Here is a 17,716-nt window from a genome sequence, read left to right as displayed (position 1 = left end):
GCATGACGAGGTGATTTTCGAGAATGCCACGCCATCATCAGAAAAAAAATTCCGCGCCCGGCGGAGGCTCGCAACGTCAGTTGCGCGTCGGCGAGCAGGTTCGCCACGCGATGGCCGAGATTCTGGCGCAAGGCAATGTGCATGATGCGGATCTCGAAGGTCACATCATCACCGTGCCGGAGGTGCGGATGTCGCCCGACCTGAAGCTCGCGACAGTCTATGTGATGCCGCTCGGTGGCCGTGACACCGAGGTCGTCATCGCTGCGCTCGAACGCAACAAGAAGTTTCTGCGCGGCGAGGTCGCGCGGCGCGTTAACCTGAAATTTGCACCTGATCTTCGTTTCCGCGTCGACGAACGATTCGACGAAGCGGAACGGATCGAGAAGCTTTTGCGAACACCTGCGGTTCAGAAGGACCTCGAACAGGATTTGGAACAGGATCCGGAGACGGATCGGGAAGAAGAACGATGACCATGGACCCGGCTCACGACACGATCAGCGGCGAACAGGCCGATCAGCGCGACGTGCAGAAAAATAATTTTGCGGACGACAATTTTGCGGGCCTGGGCGGCAATTCGCAGCCGCATCAGGAGCCGCGCCGCGTCAACAACGATCCGCGCGCAAATGCCAAGCAGAAGGGCAACCAGGTTCGCCGCGACCGGCGCGACGTCCATGGCTGGGTCGTGCTCGACAAGCCGATCGGCATGACCTCGACGCAGGCGGTCGCGGTGCTCAAGCGCCTGTTCAACGCCAAGCGCGCCGGACACGCCGGCACGCTCGATCCGCTCGCCTCGGGCGGGCTGCCGATTGCGCTCGGGGAAGCCACCAAGACCGTTCCCTTCGTCATGGACGGCCGCAAGCGCTACCAGTTCACGGTGTGCTGGGGCGAGGAGCGCGACACCGACGACATCGAGGGCCGGGTGACCGCGACCTCGGACCAGCGTCCGACCCGCGAGGCCATCCTGGCCCTGTTGCCCCGCTTCACCGGGGTGATCGAGCAGATCCCGCCGCGTTATTCCGCGATCAAGGTCCAGGGCGAGCGCGCCTACGACCTCGCCCGCGACGGCGAGGTCGTGGAGCTGGCTCCCCGCCCGGTCGAAATTCACCAATTAACCCTTGTGGATCAACCGGATAACGACCGGGCCGTATTCGAGGCCGAATGCGGCAAGGGCACCTACGTCCGGGCACTGGCCCGCGATATGGGCCGGATTCTCGGCACTTACGGCCATATCTGCGCGCTCAGACGGACCCTGGTCGGCCCATTTGGCGAAAACGACATGATTCCGCTGGATCAGCTGGAGGCTTTGTGCGATAGAGCCGCGTCCGGCGAGGGTAGCCTCGCGGACGCGCTTATGCCCGTTGAGACCGCGCTGGACGACATCCCGGCACTGGCCGTCACTCGGGCTGATGCGGCAAGGCTCCATCGGGGCCAGGCCGTTTTGTTGCGCGGACGGGATGCGCCCACTTGTAGCGGCACAGTCTATGTCACGGTGGCAGGCCGTCTTCTCGCGCTTGCTGAAGTCGGCAATGGCGAAATCATCCCCAAGCGTGTGTTCAACCTGACCGGCCTGACTGCCAGCCCCGGTCGCAACGAGAGAAATTGACGATGTCGATTGCCGCAGAACGCAAAGCGGAAGTCATCAAGACGAATGCCAACAAGGCCGGCGACACCGGCTCGCCCGAGGTTCAGGTCGCGATCCTGTCGGAACGCATCAACAACCTCACCAACCATTTCAAGACCCACGTGAAGGACAACCATTCGCGTCGCGGCCTCTTGAAGCTGGTTTCGACCCGCCGCTCGCTGCTCGACTACCTCAAGAAGCGGGACGAGGCGCGTTACAAGGCGCTGCTCGAGAAGCACAATATTCGCCGTTAAGAGTTCTTGCGCGCGCCAACGGCGCGCGTTTTCGCACGTGGTTTCGAACGAAAGCGCTTATTTTAAGCTTTTTGATCGAGGTTGCGTGCACGTCGGATGCGGGCCGTTGACGGCCAGCATCCGGGCATGATGAGCGAAGACCGCGGTTCGGTGTTCGCATTCGTGCCGACTGACAGTCCAGCAGCAATCCGGCGGCTGGGCACAACGGGCAAGGCGCCCGTATGACCCGAAAGGATGGACGCCATCCGAAATCCAAAAACCATGGCAGGATCGCAGGACGCTGATCACCCGCTTCGATCAGCGCCCCGCAATCTTGCGCATGGTTTTTGTTTTTCGAGCCGTCCTTCTTTCGAGAACCCATGAAAGAAGACATCTATGTTCAATAAGCATTCGGTCGAGATCGACTGGGGTGGACGCACTCTCAAGCTGGAAACCGGCAAGATCGCCCGTCAGGCCGACGGCGCCGTCGTCGCCACCTATGGCGAGACCGTGGTGCTCGCCACCGTCGTCGCGGCCAAGGCGCCGCGCGAAGGCGTCGACTTCCTGCCGCTGACCGTCGACTACCAGGAGAAGACCTACGCTGCGGGCCGCATTCCCGGCGGCTATTTCAAGCGCGAGGGACGTCCGACCGAGAAGGAGACGCTGGTCTCCCGCCTGATCGACCGTCCGATCCGTCCGCTGTTCGTCGACGGCTGGCGCAACGAGACCCAGGTGATCGTCACCGTGCTGTCGCACGACATGGAAAACGATCCTGATATCGTCGCGCTGGTGGCTTCGTCCGCGGCGCTGACGCTGTCCGGCGCGCCCTTCAAGGGCCCGATCGGCGCGGCGCGCGTCGGCTTCGCCAATGACGAGTTCATCCTCAACCCGACGCTCGACGAGATGGTCGACACCCAGCTCGACCTGGTCGTCGCCGGCACCGCCGACGCCGTGCTGATGGTCGAATCGGAAGCCAAGGAGCTCAACGAAGACATCATGCTCGGCGCGGTGATGTTCGGTCACCGCCACTTCCAGCCCGTGATCAACGCGATCATCGAGCTCGCCGAGAAGGCTGCGAAGGAGCCGCGCGAAGTCACCGTGATCGACAATTCGGCGCTCGAGAAGGAAATGCTCGGCCTGGTCGAGCAGGAGCTGCGCACCGCCTACGCCATTCCGGTCAAGCAGGATCGCTACGCCGCGGTCGGCAAGGTCAAGGAAAAGGTGATCGCCCACTACTTCCCGGAAGGGCAGGAGCCGAAATTCGACAAGCTGCGCATCAGCGGCGTGTTCAAGGAGCTCGAGGCGAAGATCGTTCGCTGGAACATCCTCGACACCGGCAAGCGCATCGACGGTCGCGACAGCAAGACCGTGCGCAACATCGTCGCTGAAGTCGGCGTGCTGCCCCGCGCCCACGGTTCGGCGCTGTTCACCCGCGGTGAGACCCAGGCGATGGTCGTGACCACGCTCGGCACCGGCGAGGACGAGCAGTACATCGACGCGCTGTCGGGAACGTACAAAGAGACGTTCCTGCTGCACTACAACTTCCCTCCCTACTCGGTCGGTGAGACCGGCCGCCTCGGCGGCACCAAGCGTCGCGAGATCGGCCACGGCAAGCTGGCCTGGCGCGCGATCCACCCGGTGCTGCCGCCGCACCACGAATTCCCCTACACCACGCGCGTGGTGTCGGAGATCACCGAGTCGAACGGCTCGTCCTCGATGGCTTCGGTCTGCGGCGCTTCGCTCGCGCTGATGGATGCCGGCGTGCCGTTGAAGCGGCCGACCGCGGGCATCGCGATGGGCCTGATCCTCGAAGACAAGCGCTTCGCGGTTCTCTCGGACATCCTCGGTGACGAGGACCATCTCGGCGACATGGACTTCAAGGTCGCCGGTACTGAGCAAGGCATCACCTCGCTCCAGATGGACATCAAGATCGAGGGCATCACCGAAGAGATCATGAAGGTCGCGCTGGCCCAGGCCAAGGATGGACGTATCCACATCCTCGGCGAGATGGCCAAGGCGCTCACCAACGCCCGCGCCGAGCTTGGCGAATACGCGCCGCGCATCGAGACCTTCAAGATCGCCACCGACAAGATCCGCGAAGTGATCGGCACCGGCGGCAAGGTGATCCGCGAGATCGTCGAGAAGACCGGCGCCAAGGTCAACATCGAGGACGACGGCACCGTGAAGGTCGCCTCCAGCGACGGCGAGGCCATGAAGGCCGCGATCAAGTGGATCAAGTCGATCGCCTCCGATCCGGAAGTCGGCCAGATCTATGACGGCACCGTCGTCAAGGTGATGGAGTTCGGCGCCTTCGTGAACTTCTTCGGCTCCAAGGACGGTCTCGTCCACATCAGCCAGCTCGCTTCGGCGCGCGTGCAGAAGACCTCCGACGTCGTCAAGGAAGGCGACAAGGTCAAGGTCAAGCTGCTCGGCTTCGACGATCGCGGCAAGACCCGCCTGTCGATGAAGGTGGTCGATCAGACCACCGGCGAAGACCTCGAGGGCAAGGGCGAGGGCGAGAAGGCCCCGCGCGAAGCCGCCGGCGAGTAAGCGCTCGCTACACTGCAGAAAAACGAAAGGGCGGCCGAAGGGCCGCCCTTTTTGTTTGTGTTCGCTCCGGGCGAGATGCGCCCCTCTCCCGCTTGCGGGGGAGGGTTGGGGTGGGGGTGCTTCCGCAAAGAGTCTCCCAACGTCGAGAGAGCCCCCACCCGTGCCTTCGGCGCGACCTCCCCCCGCAAGCGGGAGAGGTTGCACCGAGCCCGAGATGAGATCAGTCGACCTCAGCCCGCGATGTCGTACCGGTCGAGGTTCATCACCTTGGTCCAGGCCTTGGCGAAGTCCTTCACGAACTTCTCCTTGGAGTCCGACGAAGCATAGACCTCGGCGAAGGCGCGGAGCTGCGAGTGCGCGCCGAAGATCAGGTCGGCGCGCGTGCCGGTCCACTTCACCGCGTTGGTCTTGCGGTCGCGGGCTTCGTAGGTGCCGTCAGAAGCCGGCGTCCACTGCGTGCTCATGCCGAGCAGGTTGACGAAGTAGTCGTTGCTCAGCGTGCCCACCTTCGACGTGAAGACGCCGTGCTTCGAACCGTTCGCATTGGCACCCAGCACACGCAGGCCACCGACGAGCACCGTCATCTCGGGCCCGCTCAGCTTCAGAAGCTGCGCGCGATCGACGAGGGCCTCTTCCTGCTGCAGGAACTGATGCTTCTTGCCGACATAGTTGCGGAAGCCATCGGCCCGCGGCTCCAGCGGCGCGAATGAATCAGCGTCGGTCTGCTCCTGCGAAGCATCCATGCGGCCCGGCGTGAAGCCGACCTTCACGTCGACGCCGGCATCCTTGGCGGCCTTCTCGACCGCGGCAGAACCGCCAAGCACGATCAGGTCCGCGAGCGAGACCTTCTTCGCGCCTGAAGACGCGTTGAAGTCCTTCTGGATCGCTTCGAGCTTGCCGAGAACCTTGGAGAGCTGAGCCGGCTGGTTCACCTCCCAATCCTTCTGCGGGGCAAGACGGATGCGCGCGCCGTTGGCGCCGCCGCGCTTGTCGGAGCCGCGGAACGTCGAGGCGGACGCCCAGGCGGTCGAGACCAGCTCGGAGACCGACAGACCCGAAGCCAGGATCTTGCTCTTCAGCGCCGCGATGTCCTGCTCGCTGGCCAGCTCGTGATTCACGGCCGGAATCGGATCCTGCCAGATCAGCGTTTCCTTCGGCACCAGCGGGCCGAGATAGCGCTGGATCGGACCCATGTCGCGATGGGTGAGCTTGAACCAGGCGCGGGCGAAGGCGTCCGCGAACTGAGCCGGGTTCTCCAGGAAGCGACGCGAGATCTTCTCGTAGGCCGGATCGAAGCGCAGCGAGAGGTCGGTGGTCAGCATGGTCGGCCGATGCTTCTTCGACTTGTCGAAGGCATCGGGAATGATCGCGTCGGCGCCCTTGGCGGTCCACTGGTTCGCACCGCCCGGGCTCTTCGTAAGCTCCCATTCGTAGTTGAACAGGTTCTCGAAGAAGTTGTTGCTCCACTTGGTCGGCGTCGCCGTCCAGGTCACTTCGAGACCGCTGGTGATGGAATCACCGGCGAGGCCCGAAGCGTGCTTGCTCTTCCAGCCAAGGCCTTGATCCTCGAGCGCGCCCGCTTCCGGCTCCGGACCGACCAGCGACGGATCGCCGGCGCCGTGAGTCTTGCCGAAGGAGTGGCCGCCGGCGATCAGCGCGACGGTTTCTTCGTCGTTCATCGCCATGCGGGCGAAGGTTTCGCGAATGTCCTTGGCCGCAGCGACCGGATCCGGCTTGCCGTTCGGACCTTCCGGATTGACGTAGATCAGGCCCATCTGCACCGCGCCGAGCGGCTCGGCGAGCTGGCGTTCGCCGCTGTAGCGCTCATCACCCAGCCACGTGCCTTCGGGACCCCAATAGAGCTCTTCCGGCTCCCAGACGTCGGCGCGGCCGCCGGCGAAGCCGAAGGTCTTGAAGCCCATCGATTCCAGCGCGACGTTGCCGGCGAGAACCATCAGGTCGGCCCAGGAGAGCTTGCGGCCGTATTTCTGCTTGACCGGCCACAGCAGCCGGCGCGCCTTGTCGAGGTTGGCGTTGTCGGGCCAGCTGTTCAGCGGCGCGAAACGCTGCTGGCCGGCACCGGCGCCGCCACGGCCGTCGGTGATGCGGTAGGTGCCTGCGCTGTGCCAGGCCATGCGGATCATGAGACCGCCATAGTGACCGAAATCGGCGGGCCACCACTCCTGCGAGTCCGTCATCAGCGCGGTCAGGTCCTTGACGACCGCGTTAAGGTCGAGCGTCTTGAATTCCTTGGCATAGTCGAATTCGCCGCCCATCGGATCGGACAGGCCGGAATTCTTGTGCAGCATCTCGATGCTGAGCTGAGTTGGCCACCAATCGCGGTTCGCTGGCACGCGTTTTCCACCCGAAAACGGGCACTTCGAAGTGTCGTCCATGAATACCTCCTCTGGTGGCGTCGAACTTGCGCCTTTGACCAGGTAGAACCACTCTAGGCGTCGCGTCTTATCAGGTAAAGTTGACTTTAATGATCGCTGCGATAGGATTTTCTGATGATAAACCTGACGCTGCGCCAGCTCCGGTATTTCGACGCCCTGGCGCGTCACGGCCATTTCGGCCGCGCAGCTGAGTCCTGCTCCATCTCGCAACCAGCCTTGTCGATGCAGATCAAGGAGTTGGAGGAGGCGCTCGGCGGCCTGCTGCTGGAGCGCAGCGCCCGGCAGGTGGCGCTGACCCGGTTCGGCGAGGAGCTCGCGCAACGCGTTCGCGACATTTTGCGCTCGGTTGATGAGCTCGGCGATTTCGCCCGCGCCTCGCAGGACCGCTTCGCCGGCCGCCTGCGCATCGGCATGATCCCGACGATCGCGCCGTATCTGCTGCCCACCATCACCAAGAATCTCACGCGCATGCATCCGGAGCTCGACATCCGCGTACGCGAGACCATGACGCCGCGATTGATCCAGGAGTTGGTGGAAGGGCGGCTCGACACCGCCATCGTGGCGCTGCCGGTGTCCGAGCCTTCCCTCACCGAGGTCGCCCTGTTCGAGGAGAAATTCCTGCTGGTCCGGCCGAGCGCGGATGAGGGGACGCCGGCGCCATCGCGCGAGATGATGCGCGAGATGCGGCTGTTGCTGCTCGAAGAGGGACACTGCTTCCGCGATCAGGCGCTGTCGTTTTGCAACATGCAGTCGGCGCCGCCGCGCGAGATGCTGGATGCCAATTCGCTGTCGACGCTGGTCCAGATGGTCAGCGCCGGCATCGGGGTCACGCTGATCCCGGAGATGGCGGTGCCGGTGGAGACGCGATCGGCGTCGGTCTCGCTCGCGCGCTTCCGCGATCCGCAGCCATCCCGCACCATCGGCATGGTCTGGCGCAAGACCAGCCCGCTGGCACGGCAGCTGCTGCAAATCTCCGAAGTGGTGTGCCTGTCGGCCGGCAAGGTGCGCGCACGCCCGCCTGTGCGCGGCCAGCGAGCCTGAGGCTCCGATGTGGCACCCGATCATCCGCCCCGCCCGCGCCGACGAATATGACGAGGTCGGCCGCGTCTGGATGGAGAGCTGGGTCTCGACCGGGCTCGGCGAGGCCAGCGACTTTCTGCTCGCCAATCTCCGCGCGCGCATCCGGCGCGAGATCGAGAACGGCTGGAGCCTGTTCGTCGCCGATGATCGCGGCACCATCGCCGCCATGCTGGCGCTGCATGTGCCGAAACTCTATCTCGACATGCTTTTCGTCGGACCCGCCTATCAGGGGCAATCGCTCGGGCGAAAGCTGCTCGCCTTCACCCGCACGCAAATGCCGGATGAGATGTATCTGCGCTGCGTGCGCGAGAACGAAAAGGCCTGGCGCTGGTACGAGCGCGAAGGCTTTGTATTCGAGAAGGAAGAGATCGAGCCGTCGAACGGGTTCGTGATGAAATATTATCGGTGGCAGAAGACGTCATAGGTTCTGCTTGCGGAGCCGCCCCGCACGCTCTAGTTTGCGGATTGCATCTCAGCAACTTCCGCTCACGAGTCATGTTACGCAATCTCGCCGTCGCCGCCCTGTTCGCGTCGCTTTGTGCATCGACCGGATGGGCCCAGTCTCCCTCCGCTCCACCAACTGCCACACCCCCGGCAACAGCCAAGCCTGTTGCGAAGAAGGCTGCGCCGAAGGTCAAGCAGCCGGCAGCGAACAAGCCGCAAGTGGTGGACGTCGGCCCCTGCAAGCTCGGTGTAATCTCCGTGATCGGGGAGCGCTACTCCGTCCAGAAGTTCGGGCTGACCATCTTCGAGAACGAGGAGGCCGAAGTTCCCATCGACTGGGGTCTCGACGATCTCGTGTTTGCGCGCGTGAAAGCGGCAACGGGCGGCGATCCCGGTGTTCGCAGGATCGCCTACCCCAAGGGCGCCTTCGAACCGTTCTATCATCCGAAATCGCGATTCATTCCCGATCCCGACGAACGCCTGCCAGCGATCGTGCGTGGCATCACGCCGAACGTGAGCTGCGATCGCTATCTGGTTGCGACGACGTACAAGGGAGAATTGCCGGGCAGCCGCATGATGTTGAACGGAATCGGCACATTCAATCAAGGGCTCGGAAATCTGATCCGGCATTCGCATTTGTTCGCGAACATCTCGATCAACCTGATCGACGGCCGGAGCTACGAGGAGATCAAGCGCCCCTTTGTAAATTTCGGCGCGAACTTCGCCGCAAGTATGCGACTGACCGAAGACCCGCTTAACAAGCTCGACAATGACCAGTTCCCCAACCCGCCCGCGACCGCTTCGAGCAGCGCGATCCTGCGCGAGAGAACGCGGGCGCTCATCACCGACAGGCTCGATCGGGGGCTTCCCGGCTATCTGAAGCAAGACTGACACGCACTCATTCGCGTCGACCAAGATGTTGACGACCGAACGCTGCATCGGACCAACCGTAGTGCGTTGCGATTTCGAAGCAGACACGCGATGAATAGCCTCGCCCGCCTCACGCAGATGGAAGGTTCCGCGCCATGATCAAGCTCTATTGGTCACCCCGCTCGCGTTCGTTCTCGACGCTCTGGCTGATGGAAGAGAGCGGCCTTGCCTATGAACGCGTGCTGACCGACATCTCGACCGGCGCCCAGAAGGCACCGGACTATCTGAAGATCAATCCGATGGGCAAGGTTCCCGCGCTCAGCGACGGCGACGCCGCGCTCGGCGAAGCCGCCGCAATCTGCGCCTACATTGCCGACCGCTATCCCGAGACGAAGCTTGCGCCTGCGGTGACCGATCCGCGCCGCGCCCGCTATCTGCAATGGCTGTTCTTCTCGCCGGGCTGCATCGAGCCCGCCATCATCCAGATCTTCACCAAGATCGAGATCCCGACCTCGACCGCAGCGTGGGGCAGCGCGACGCAGGTGTTCGACGTGCTGGAGGCTGCGCTTGCCAAGGGGCCGTGGATTCTCGGCGAGGAGTTTTCGGCCGCCGACATCACGATCGGCTCGGGCCTGAATTACGCGGTGCGCCTGTTCAAGATGGTGCCGTCGCGCCCCGCCTTCGATGCCTATATCGCGCGCTGCATGGCACGTCCGGCGTTCCAGCGGGCGGAGAAGATCGCGGCGGGTTAGAACTCCCGTAGGGTGGGCAAAGCGTAGCGTGCCCACGTCATGTATCTATTGCGATCACGCAGAGATGGTGGCACGTCGCTTGCGCTCCTTTGCCCACCCTGCGGCAGCTTCGTCTATTCCGTCTTCAAATCGTCAGGCCTCGGCATCAGCACGATGTTGTAGCCGGAATCGACATAGTGGATCTCGCCGGTCACGCCGCCGGAGAGATCCGACAGCAGATACAGCGCCGAGCCGCCGAGCTCGTCGAGCGTGACGCCGCGGCGGAGCGGCGAATGCTTCTGCATGAAGGCGAACATCGCACGCGCCTCGCCGATGCCCGAGCCGGCAAGCGTGCGGATGGGGCCCGCGGAGATCGCGTTGACGCGGATGCCGCGCGGTCCGAAATCGGCGGCGAGATAGCGCACGGAGGCTTCCAGCGCCGCCTTGGCAACCCCCATCACGTTGTAGTTCGGCATCGCGCGCTCGGAAGCGCCGAAGGTCAGCGTGATCATGCTGCCGCCCTCGGTCATCAGCTCGGCGGCGCGCTTTGCCACCTCCGTGAACGAGAAGCAGGAGATCACCATGGTGCGTGAAAAATTCTCGCGGCTGGTGTCGGCGTAGCGGCCCTTCAGCTCGTTCTTGTCGGCAAAGCCGATCGCGTGGATGACGAAATCGAGCTTGCCCCATTTTTCACGGAGCGCGTCGAAGGTCGCATCGACGCTGGCGATGTCCTCGACGTCGCACGGCAGCACCAGATCGACGCCGAGCTGCTCCGCCAGCGGCTTGACGCGCTTGCCGAGGGCCTCGCCCTGGAAGGTAAAGGCAAGCTCGGCGCCGTGCGCATGCAGCGTCTTCGCCATGCCCCAGGCGATCGAATGATCATTGGCGATGCCCATGATCAGACCGCGCTTGCCTTTCATCAAACCTTCCATCTCTCGATCACCTTCCGCTTTCGTCGTACCCGAGGTTGTCGCGGGCATCCACGCCCTTCGCAGCATGGGCCCCAGACGTGGATGGCCGGGACAAGCCCGGCCATGAGGAGAAAATCAACAGTGCGCCAACAACGACGTCACACATCCATTCGGCTGAACACCAGCGTGGCGTTGGTGCCGCCGAAGCCGAAGGAGTTCGACAGCACGGTGCCGATCTTGACGTTGTCGATGCGCTTGCGCACGATCGGCATGTCGGCGAACACGGGATCGAGCTCCTGGATATGCGCGCTCTCGCAGATGAAGCCGTTGTTCATCATCAGCAGCGAGTAGATCGCCTCCTGCACGCCGGTGGCGCCCAGCGAGTGGCCGGTCAGCGCCTTGGTCGCCGAGATCGGCGGGCACTTCTCGCCACTTCCGAACACGCGGCGGAGCGCGTCGATCTCCGGCGGATCGCCGGCCGGGGTCGAGGTCGCGTGCGGATTGATGTAGTCGACCTTGGTCTTCACCGTCGACATCGCCATGCGCATGCAGCGCTCGGCGCCTTCGCCTGAGGGCGCGACCATGTCGTAGCCGTCCGAGGTCGCGCCGTAGCCGACGATCTCGCCGTAAATGCGGGCGCCACGCGCCTTGGCATGTTCGAGCTCTTCCAGCACCAGCACGCCGGCACCGCCGGCGATGACGAAGCCGTCGCGGTTGACGTCGTAGGGACGCGAGGCCGTGGCGGGCGTGTCGTTATACTTCGATGACATCGCGCCCATGGCGTCGAACAGCACGGAGAGCGACCAGTCCAGCTCCTCGCAGCCGCCGGCGAAGATGACGTCCTGCTTGCCGATCTGGATCGTCTCATAGGCGTTGCCGACGCAATGGTTCGAGGTCGCGCAGGCCGAGGAGATCGAATAGTTCACGCCCTTGATCTTGAACCAGGTCGCAAGCGTCGCAGAGGCCGTGGACGACATCGCCTTCGGCACTGCAAACGGTCCGACGCGCTTCGGTCCCTTGGTGCGGGTGATGTCGGCGGATTCGACGATGGTGCGGGCGGAGGGGCCACCGGAGCCCATGATGATGCCGGTGCGGATGTTGGAAACTTCGTCAGGCGACAGGCCGGAGTCCTGGATCGCCTGCTCCATCGCGACGTGATTCCATGCCGCGCCCTGACCGAGGAAACGCATCGCGCGGCGGTCGACCACCGTCGCAGGATCAAGCGTCGGCGCGCCCGCTACCTGTGAACGGAAGCCGAGCTCGGCATATTTCTCAGCCCGCGAAATGCCTGACTTCGCCTCGTGAAGGCTCGCAAGCACTTCCTGGGTGTTGTTTCCGATCGATGAGACGATGCCCATCCCGGTGACCACAACCCGCCTCATGACAGCCTCGCCTTAATCGTTGTTGTCTTGGTGATGCGCTCAGCCCAGGCTCGTGCCCTGCTTGAACAGGCCAACCTTCAAGTCCTTGGCGCGATAAATAATCTGGTCATCGACCGAAAGCCACCCGTCGGCGATGCCGAGCACCAGCTTTGAACGCATCACGCGTTTGATATCGACGTTGTACACAACCTTGCGGGCCTCGGGCAGCACCTGGCCGCTGAACTTCAGCTCGTTCAGGCCAAGCGCGCGACCACGACCTTCGCCCCCGGTCCAGCCCAGGTAAAAGCCGACCATTTGCCACAGCGCGTCGAGGCCGAGGCAGCCGGGCATCACCGGATCGTTCTTGAAGTGGCAGCCGAAGAACCAGAGGTCGGGCTTCACGTCGAGCTCGGCGCGCACCACCCCCTTGCCGAACTCGCCGCCATTGTCGCTGATGTCCGTGATGCGGTCGAACATCAGCATCGGCGGCAACGGCAGCTGGGCATTGCCCGGGCCGAACATCTCGCCGCGGCCGCAGGCCAGCAGATCTTCGTATTCGTAACCGTTGCGCCTGTTCAGCATGCACGAGCCTCTGTTTGAATTCCGATTGAGCGGCGCTTTTTGGCGAAAATGGGCCCCGTCTCGGTCGGAGAGCAGCGCCAATTGCCACCGTCAGGCGCTGCGCCCGCACGCTCCGGTTGGACTACGGACCGGGCTTCGATGCCCGGCTGCGCCAAAATCGGCTAAGCGGAACCGGGCGCTCTCTAACACAGGCTATTTCGGGTAGCAAAGCGCAACCATGAAGGTAAAATGACGCGATCCCGGCCCGGTTCCAAGCCTGATTAGAACCTCTCTAGTTGCGAGAAACTTGCATCTGCATCTTTCTGTTCTTATATTGCGGAGAGATATTGTTCACGCGTGCCCGAAATCTGGAAATGAGCGAGAATACTGCGCCCCATCACGACGACGACGTCCACTCCGCGGCCCTGCTGTCCGGCCGCCAGCCGGCTCTGACCGGCTGCCCCTGGCACGACGTCAACGAAATGCTCCAGTCCGCCGGGCTCCGTCCGACGCGTCAGCGCATGGCACTGGGCTGGCTGTTGTTCGGCAAAGGTGCTCGCCACCTCACGGCTGAAATGCTCTACGAGGAAGCCACACTGGCCAAGGTTCCGGTGTCGCTGGCGACCGTCTACAACACGCTGAACCAGCTCACCGATGCCGGCCTGCTCCGTCAGGTCAGCGTCGACGGCACCAAGACCTATTTCGACACCAACGTCACCACCCACCATCACTACTACCTCGAGAACAGCCATGAGCTGGTCGACATCGAGGATCCGCATCTGGCGCTGTCCAAGATGCCGGAGGTGCCGGAGGGTTACGAGATCGCGCGCATCGACATGGTCGTGCGCCTGCGCAAGAAGCGCTGAACTAATTTGCTGATGCGATCGTCATGGCCGGGCTCGTCCCGGCCATTGTCGTTTTAGGCCGTCATTCCGGGATGGTGCGCCAGCACCAGACCTCAGGCGCGCAATTGCGCACCGGGGAATCTCGAGATCCCGGGTTCGATGCTGCGCATCGCCCCGGGATGACCCTTCGGTCAATTCACCTGCTCGTCCGAATATACGCCCCAGAGGCGCTCCTGCTGGATCCAGCCGTCGAAACCGTTGCCGGTGACGCGGCACCAGTTTGCAGCGCACTTCTTCACCTGCGTGACGACGCCGGCCTGGAGTCTTGCTGCAACCGCGCTGTCGAGATCGGCACGATCGTAAATCGGGGCGAGGTCGTCCTTGTGCTTCATGGTGACGACCGCGGTGCGGCGGCCCGACAGCAGCGAGTGATAGACCCAGCCCTCGGCGCCTTCGGAATCGCGCACCCGGCGCCAATTCTCGAACTCGGCGGTGATTTCCACCGGCAGGCCCGAACGGGTGTAGACCCAGGCCACGTCATTGTCCTTGGTCGGGCCGGCGCGGACGTTCACGTGGTCCGATTTGAGGCTGACATAGCGCGGCACCGGCAGGCCGCTGGCGGTCTGGGGCGTCGTATCCTTGGCCGAATGCGAGGGGCCGACCGAAGCGCTCAACCAGGTGCAAACGAGCGCCATCACCGAACAAAAACGCCCCAACGCCATCAACCCGTCTCCTGTCGAAGACCCGGCCCGAGCCCGGTCCTCACCCCAAATTCCAAAACCCGCCGCGCAATCCCCTGACCCGCCCCACGCGGGTGTTCCCCAAACCGGGCTTCTTGAAGCCTTGACCCGTGGTTCTTGTCTTGGCCCGGCCTTCTGCTAGAGAGGACGGGCACTTGAACAACCAGTTTGCCCCGATTTTCCGGCCGGAAATATCGGGAGAGCTTGAAGGAAACGCCGGGGACGGACACGGCAAGGGCAGTGTCGAACAACCGGGTTAATGAGACCTCAACGACCGGCCTTTGGCGACAGAGGCGGCTTGCGACGCCTCATGAGAGCAGGACATGTCGGTGAAGAAAAAGCCCCTCGTCGTGGTGACGCGCAAGCTGCCGGATTCGATCGAGACGCGGATGCGCGAATTGTTCGACGCGCGGATCAATCTCGAGGACACGCCGATGTCCGCCGACCAGATCGCGGAAGCCGCACGCACCGCCGACGTGCTGGTTCCGACCGTCACCGACCATATCAGCGCCGACATCATCAACCAGCCCGACTGCAAGCTGCGGCTGATCGCCAATTTCGGCAACGGCGTCGATAATATCGACGTCGAGGCCGCGCATGCCCGCGGCATCACCGTCACCAACACGCCGAAGGTCCTGACCGAGGACACCGCCGACATGACCATGGCGCTGATCCTCGCCGTGCCCAGGCGGATGATCGAAGGCGCCTCGATCCTGACCGAAGGAAAACCCTGGCCGGGCTGGTCGCCGACCTGGATGCTCGGCCACCGCATCGGCGGCAAGCGGCTCGGCATCATCGGCATGGGCCGCATCGGCCAGGCGGTGGCGCGCCGCGCCCGCGCCTTCGGCCTGCAGATCCACTATCACAACCGCCGTCCCGTGGCGCCGAAGATCGCCGAGGAGCTTGGCGCGACCTATTGGGAAAGCCTCGACCAGATGCTGGCGCGGATGGACATCATCTCGGTGAATTGTCCGCACACGCCGGCGACCTATCATCTGCTCTCGGCGCGGCGGCTGAAGCTGATCCGCAAGGACGCCTATATCGTCAACACCGCGCGCGGCGAGGTGACCGACGAGGACACGCTGATCAAGCTGATCGAAGGTGGCGAGATCGGCGGCGCCGGTCTCGACGTCTACGAGCACGAGCCCGCGGTCAACCCGAAGCTGGTGCGGCTCGCCAAGGCCGGCAAGGTGGCGCTGCTGCCGCATATGGGCTCGGCCACGATCGAAGGCCGCGTCGAGATGGGCGAGAAGGTGATCATCAACATCCGCACCTTCCTCGACGCCCACAAGCCGCCGGATCGCGTGCTGCCGAGCATGCTCTGAGGTTTATTTCCCGCGCGCCTCGCGCTTGCGCCAGTCGGCGACGAAATCGATGAAGGCGCGTAGCGCGGGCGGCGTCTGGCGCCGGCTCGGGTAATACAGGAACGGTCCGGGAAACGGCTCGCACCAATCTTCCATCAGGCTGATCAGCGCGCCGGACTTCAAGGCATCGCCGACATAGCCATCGAGGCTTGCCCAGATGCCCGCGCCGGCGAGCGCGGCCTGCATCGCAAGGTTCATGTTGGTCGAGATCAGCTTGGCCGGCGGATCGACCTTCACGATCTGGCCGGCCTTCTCGAACTCCCAATCATGCATCACGCCGCTCGAGTAGCGCGCGCGGATGCAATCATGATCGAGCAGATCCTTCGGATGCTTCGGCTCGCCGCGGCGTGCGACATAATCGGGCGAGGCGACGACGACATAGTGCTGCGGACCGCTCAGCGGGATCGCCACCATGTCCTGCGCGAGATGCTCGCCATAGCGCACGCCGGCATCATATCCGGCGCTGACGATGTCGACGAAACCGCTTTCGGACACGACGTCGAGATCGACCTGCGGATGGACGCCAAGAAACGGCCCGACCATCGGCGCCAGCACGAGATCGACGGCCGGGGGCGGCGCGTTGATGCGCAGGCGGCCGGAGGCGACCTCGCGCAGGCCCCGCACCTCCGCCAGGGCATCGCCGACATCGCGCAGCGCAGGTGCCACCCGCGACAGCAGCAGCTCGCCCGCCTCGGTCAGGGCGACGCTGCGGGTGGTGCGGTTCATCAGGCGGACGCCGAGGCGCTCCTCGAGGTCGCGTAGGCGCTGGCTAAGGCTCGACACCGACACGCGAATTTCGACCGCCGCCCGCCGGAAATTCCGGGCGCGGGCGACCGCCACGAAGACGTCGAGATCGCGCAGATCAGGCTCAGTCATTGTTCGATAGGATGAACAAGCCATTCGGCATTGTCCAGCTTATCGGCGCAATGGACCAGGCGCATATCCACCCTCGTCACGCGGCGCGATCAGCCTGCCGCCTTTCGAGGAGAGCCACCATGGAACAGCACAAACTCGGTTCAACCGGCCCCAGCGTCTCTGCCCTTGGTCTCGGCTGCATGGCCATGTCTGACGCCTACGGCCCGGCCGATCGCGGCGAGAGCATCGCCACGGTCCATGCGGCCCTCGACGCCGGCATCACGCTGCTCGACACCGGCGATTTCTACGCCATGGGCCACAATGAAATGCTGATCCGCGATGCGCTGAAGGAAGTGGCGCGCGACAAGGTGCAGATCAGCGTGAAGTTCGGCGCGCTGCGCGGCCCCGCCGGTGAATTCACCGGCATGGATTGTCGCCCGGCCGCGACCAAGAATTTCCTCGCTTATTCGCTGCAGCGGCTCGGCACCGACTATATCGACATCTACCGCCCGGCGCGGCTCGACCCCAACGTTCCCATCGAAGAGACGATCGGCGGCCTCGCCGATCTCGTGAAGACCGGCTACGTCAGGCATATCGGCCTGTCCGAGGTCGGCTCCGACACCATCCGCCGCGCGCATGCGGTGCATCCGATCGCCGATCTCCAGATCGAATATTCGCTGATCGAGCGCGGCATCGAGCGCGACATCCTCAAGACCTGCCGCGAGCTCGGCATTGGCATCACCGCCTACGGCGTGCTGGCGCGCGGCCTGATCAGCGGCCATTGGTCGAAGGACAGCGGCAAGGTGGGTCGCGACTACCGGCTGATGACGCCGCGCTTCCAGGGCGCGAACCTCGACGCCAATCTGGCGCTGGTGGCGTCCCTGCGTGCCATCGCCGCCGAAATCGGCGCAACACCGGCGCAGGTCGCAATCGCCTGGGTGGCGGCGCAGGGCAAGGAGATCATCCCGCTCGTGGGCGCGCGTACGCGCAATCGTCTCAGCGAAGCGCTCGGCGCGACGAAGGTGACGCTGACACAGACGCATCTCGCGGCATTGGCAAAGGCGTTTCCGCCCAACGTTGCCGCCGGCACGCGCTATGCCGCCGAGCAGATGGCCCATCTCGATAGCGAGAAGCCCGCCACGGCGTAACGGGGC

At 64.0% G+C, this 17,716-nt stretch carries 17 protein-coding genes; 11 read left to right on the top strand and 6 right to left on the bottom strand.

Annotated features, from left to right (window positions below):
• Positions 1–23 precede the first annotated feature (23 nt).
• From rbfA to pnp, 4 genes are all read left to right on the top strand, one after another.
• A complete protein-coding gene (gene rbfA, locus RAD04_RS14690; protein WP_461616367.1) occupies positions 24–470 on the top strand; it encodes a 30S ribosome-binding factor RbfA in 447 nt (148 codons plus the stop codon).
• Positions 467–1,603: a tRNA pseudouridine(55) synthase TruB gene (gene truB, locus RAD04_RS14685; RefSeq protein WP_461624333.1), complete on the top strand. Its 1,137-nt coding sequence runs from the start codon at positions 467–469 to the stop codon at positions 1,601–1,603. The genes rbfA and truB overlap by 4 nt, the downstream gene beginning before the upstream one ends.
• Positions 1,604–1,605: 2 nt before the next feature.
• The gene (gene rpsO, locus RAD04_RS14680; protein WP_008131787.1) at positions 1,606–1,875 is read left to right on the top strand and encodes a 30S ribosomal protein S15; all 270 of its coding nucleotides are present in this window, start codon (positions 1,606–1,608) and stop codon (positions 1,873–1,875) included.
• Between the two features lie 375 nt (positions 1,876–2,250).
• The gene (gene pnp, locus RAD04_RS14675) at positions 2,251–4,404 is read left to right on the top strand and encodes a polyribonucleotide nucleotidyltransferase (RefSeq protein ID WP_461624332.1); all 2,154 of its coding nucleotides are present in this window, start codon (positions 2,251–2,253) and stop codon (positions 4,402–4,404) included.
• 230 nt (positions 4,405–4,634) lie between these two features.
• On the opposite strand, the gene katG is transcribed toward pnp, so the two are convergent.
• Positions 4,635–6,800 carry a catalase/peroxidase HPI gene (gene katG, locus RAD04_RS14670; RefSeq protein WP_461624331.1) on the bottom strand — a complete coding sequence of 722 codons (2,166 nt, stop codon included), beginning with the start codon at positions 6,798–6,800 and terminating at the stop codon, positions 4,635–4,637.
• A 114-nt stretch (positions 6,801–6,914) separates the two neighbouring features.
• On the opposite strand from katG, the gene RAD04_RS14665 reads away from it, so the two are divergent.
• From RAD04_RS14665 to RAD04_RS14650, 4 genes are all read left to right on the top strand, one after another.
• Entirely contained in the window at positions 6,915–7,841 is a 927-nt protein-coding gene (locus RAD04_RS14665) for a LysR substrate-binding domain-containing protein (protein ID WP_461624330.1), read from the top strand.
• A 7-nt stretch (positions 7,842–7,848) separates the two neighbouring features.
• On the top strand, positions 7,849–8,304 hold the full coding sequence (locus RAD04_RS14660) for a GNAT family N-acetyltransferase (protein WP_461624329.1): 456 nt from the start codon (positions 7,849–7,851) through the stop codon (positions 8,302–8,304).
• A complete protein-coding gene (locus RAD04_RS14655; RefSeq protein ID WP_461624328.1) occupies positions 8,286–9,215 on the top strand; it encodes a hypothetical protein in 930 nt (309 codons plus the stop codon). The genes RAD04_RS14660 and RAD04_RS14655 overlap by 19 nt, the downstream gene beginning before the upstream one ends.
• A 134-nt stretch (positions 9,216–9,349) precedes the next feature.
• Positions 9,350–9,946, top strand: a complete 597-nt coding sequence (locus RAD04_RS14650) for a glutathione S-transferase family protein (protein ID WP_461624327.1) — start codon at positions 9,350–9,352, stop codon at positions 9,944–9,946.
• A gap of 113 nt (positions 9,947–10,059) precedes the next feature.
• On the opposite strand, the gene fabI is transcribed toward RAD04_RS14650, so the two are convergent.
• The 3 genes from fabI to fabA form a co-directional block, all read right to left on the bottom strand.
• Positions 10,060–10,857 carry an enoyl-ACP reductase FabI gene (fabI, locus tag RAD04_RS14645; RefSeq protein WP_461624326.1) on the bottom strand — a complete coding sequence of 266 codons (798 nt, stop codon included), beginning with the start codon at positions 10,855–10,857 and terminating at the stop codon, positions 10,060–10,062.
• A 137-nt stretch (positions 10,858–10,994) separates the two neighbouring features.
• Entirely contained in the window at positions 10,995–12,218 is a 1,224-nt protein-coding gene (gene fabB, locus RAD04_RS14640; protein WP_461616375.1) for a beta-ketoacyl-ACP synthase I, read from the bottom strand.
• 39 nt (positions 12,219–12,257) lie between these two features.
• Positions 12,258–12,779 (bottom strand): bifunctional 3-hydroxydecanoyl-ACP dehydratase/trans-2-decenoyl-ACP isomerase, encoded by a 522-nt coding sequence (gene fabA, locus RAD04_RS14635; RefSeq protein WP_091962240.1) that lies wholly within the window; start codon positions 12,777–12,779, stop codon positions 12,258–12,260.
• A gap of 353 nt (positions 12,780–13,132) precedes the next feature.
• Here fabA and irrA point away from each other — a divergent pair, with 353 nt between their 5' ends.
• Entirely contained in the window at positions 13,133–13,624 is a 492-nt protein-coding gene (irrA, locus tag RAD04_RS14630) for an iron response transcriptional regulator IrrA (RefSeq protein ID WP_014490952.1), read from the top strand.
• A gap of 170 nt (positions 13,625–13,794) precedes the next feature.
• On the opposite strand, the gene RAD04_RS14625 is transcribed toward irrA, so the two are convergent.
• A complete protein-coding gene (locus tag RAD04_RS14625) occupies positions 13,795–14,325 on the bottom strand; it encodes an SH3 domain-containing protein (protein WP_018323403.1) in 531 nt (176 codons plus the stop codon).
• 341 nt (positions 14,326–14,666) lie between these two features.
• Here RAD04_RS14625 and RAD04_RS14620 point away from each other — a divergent pair, with 341 nt between their 5' ends.
• Positions 14,667–15,668, top strand: a complete 1,002-nt coding sequence (locus RAD04_RS14620; RefSeq protein WP_091962243.1) for a 2-hydroxyacid dehydrogenase — start codon at positions 14,667–14,669, stop codon at positions 15,666–15,668.
• Between the two features lie 3 nt (positions 15,669–15,671).
• On the opposite strand, the gene RAD04_RS14615 is transcribed toward RAD04_RS14620, so the two are convergent.
• Complete coding sequence (locus RAD04_RS14615; protein ID WP_461624325.1) at positions 15,672–16,583, bottom strand: LysR family transcriptional regulator; 912 nt, start codon at positions 16,581–16,583, stop codon at positions 15,672–15,674.
• A gap of 119 nt (positions 16,584–16,702) precedes the next feature.
• Here RAD04_RS14615 and RAD04_RS14610 point away from each other — a divergent pair, with 119 nt between their 5' ends.
• Positions 16,703–17,710: an aldo/keto reductase gene (locus tag RAD04_RS14610; RefSeq protein WP_461624324.1), complete on the top strand. Its 1,008-nt coding sequence runs from the start codon at positions 16,703–16,705 to the stop codon at positions 17,708–17,710.
• Positions 17,711–17,716 lie beyond the last annotated feature (6 nt).

It is taken from the genome of Bradyrhizobium sp. 25ACV (assembly GCF_054863005.1).
The sequence above is the reverse complement of the archived record's forward strand: the minus strand, read 5'-3'. Positions and strand labels throughout refer to the sequence as shown.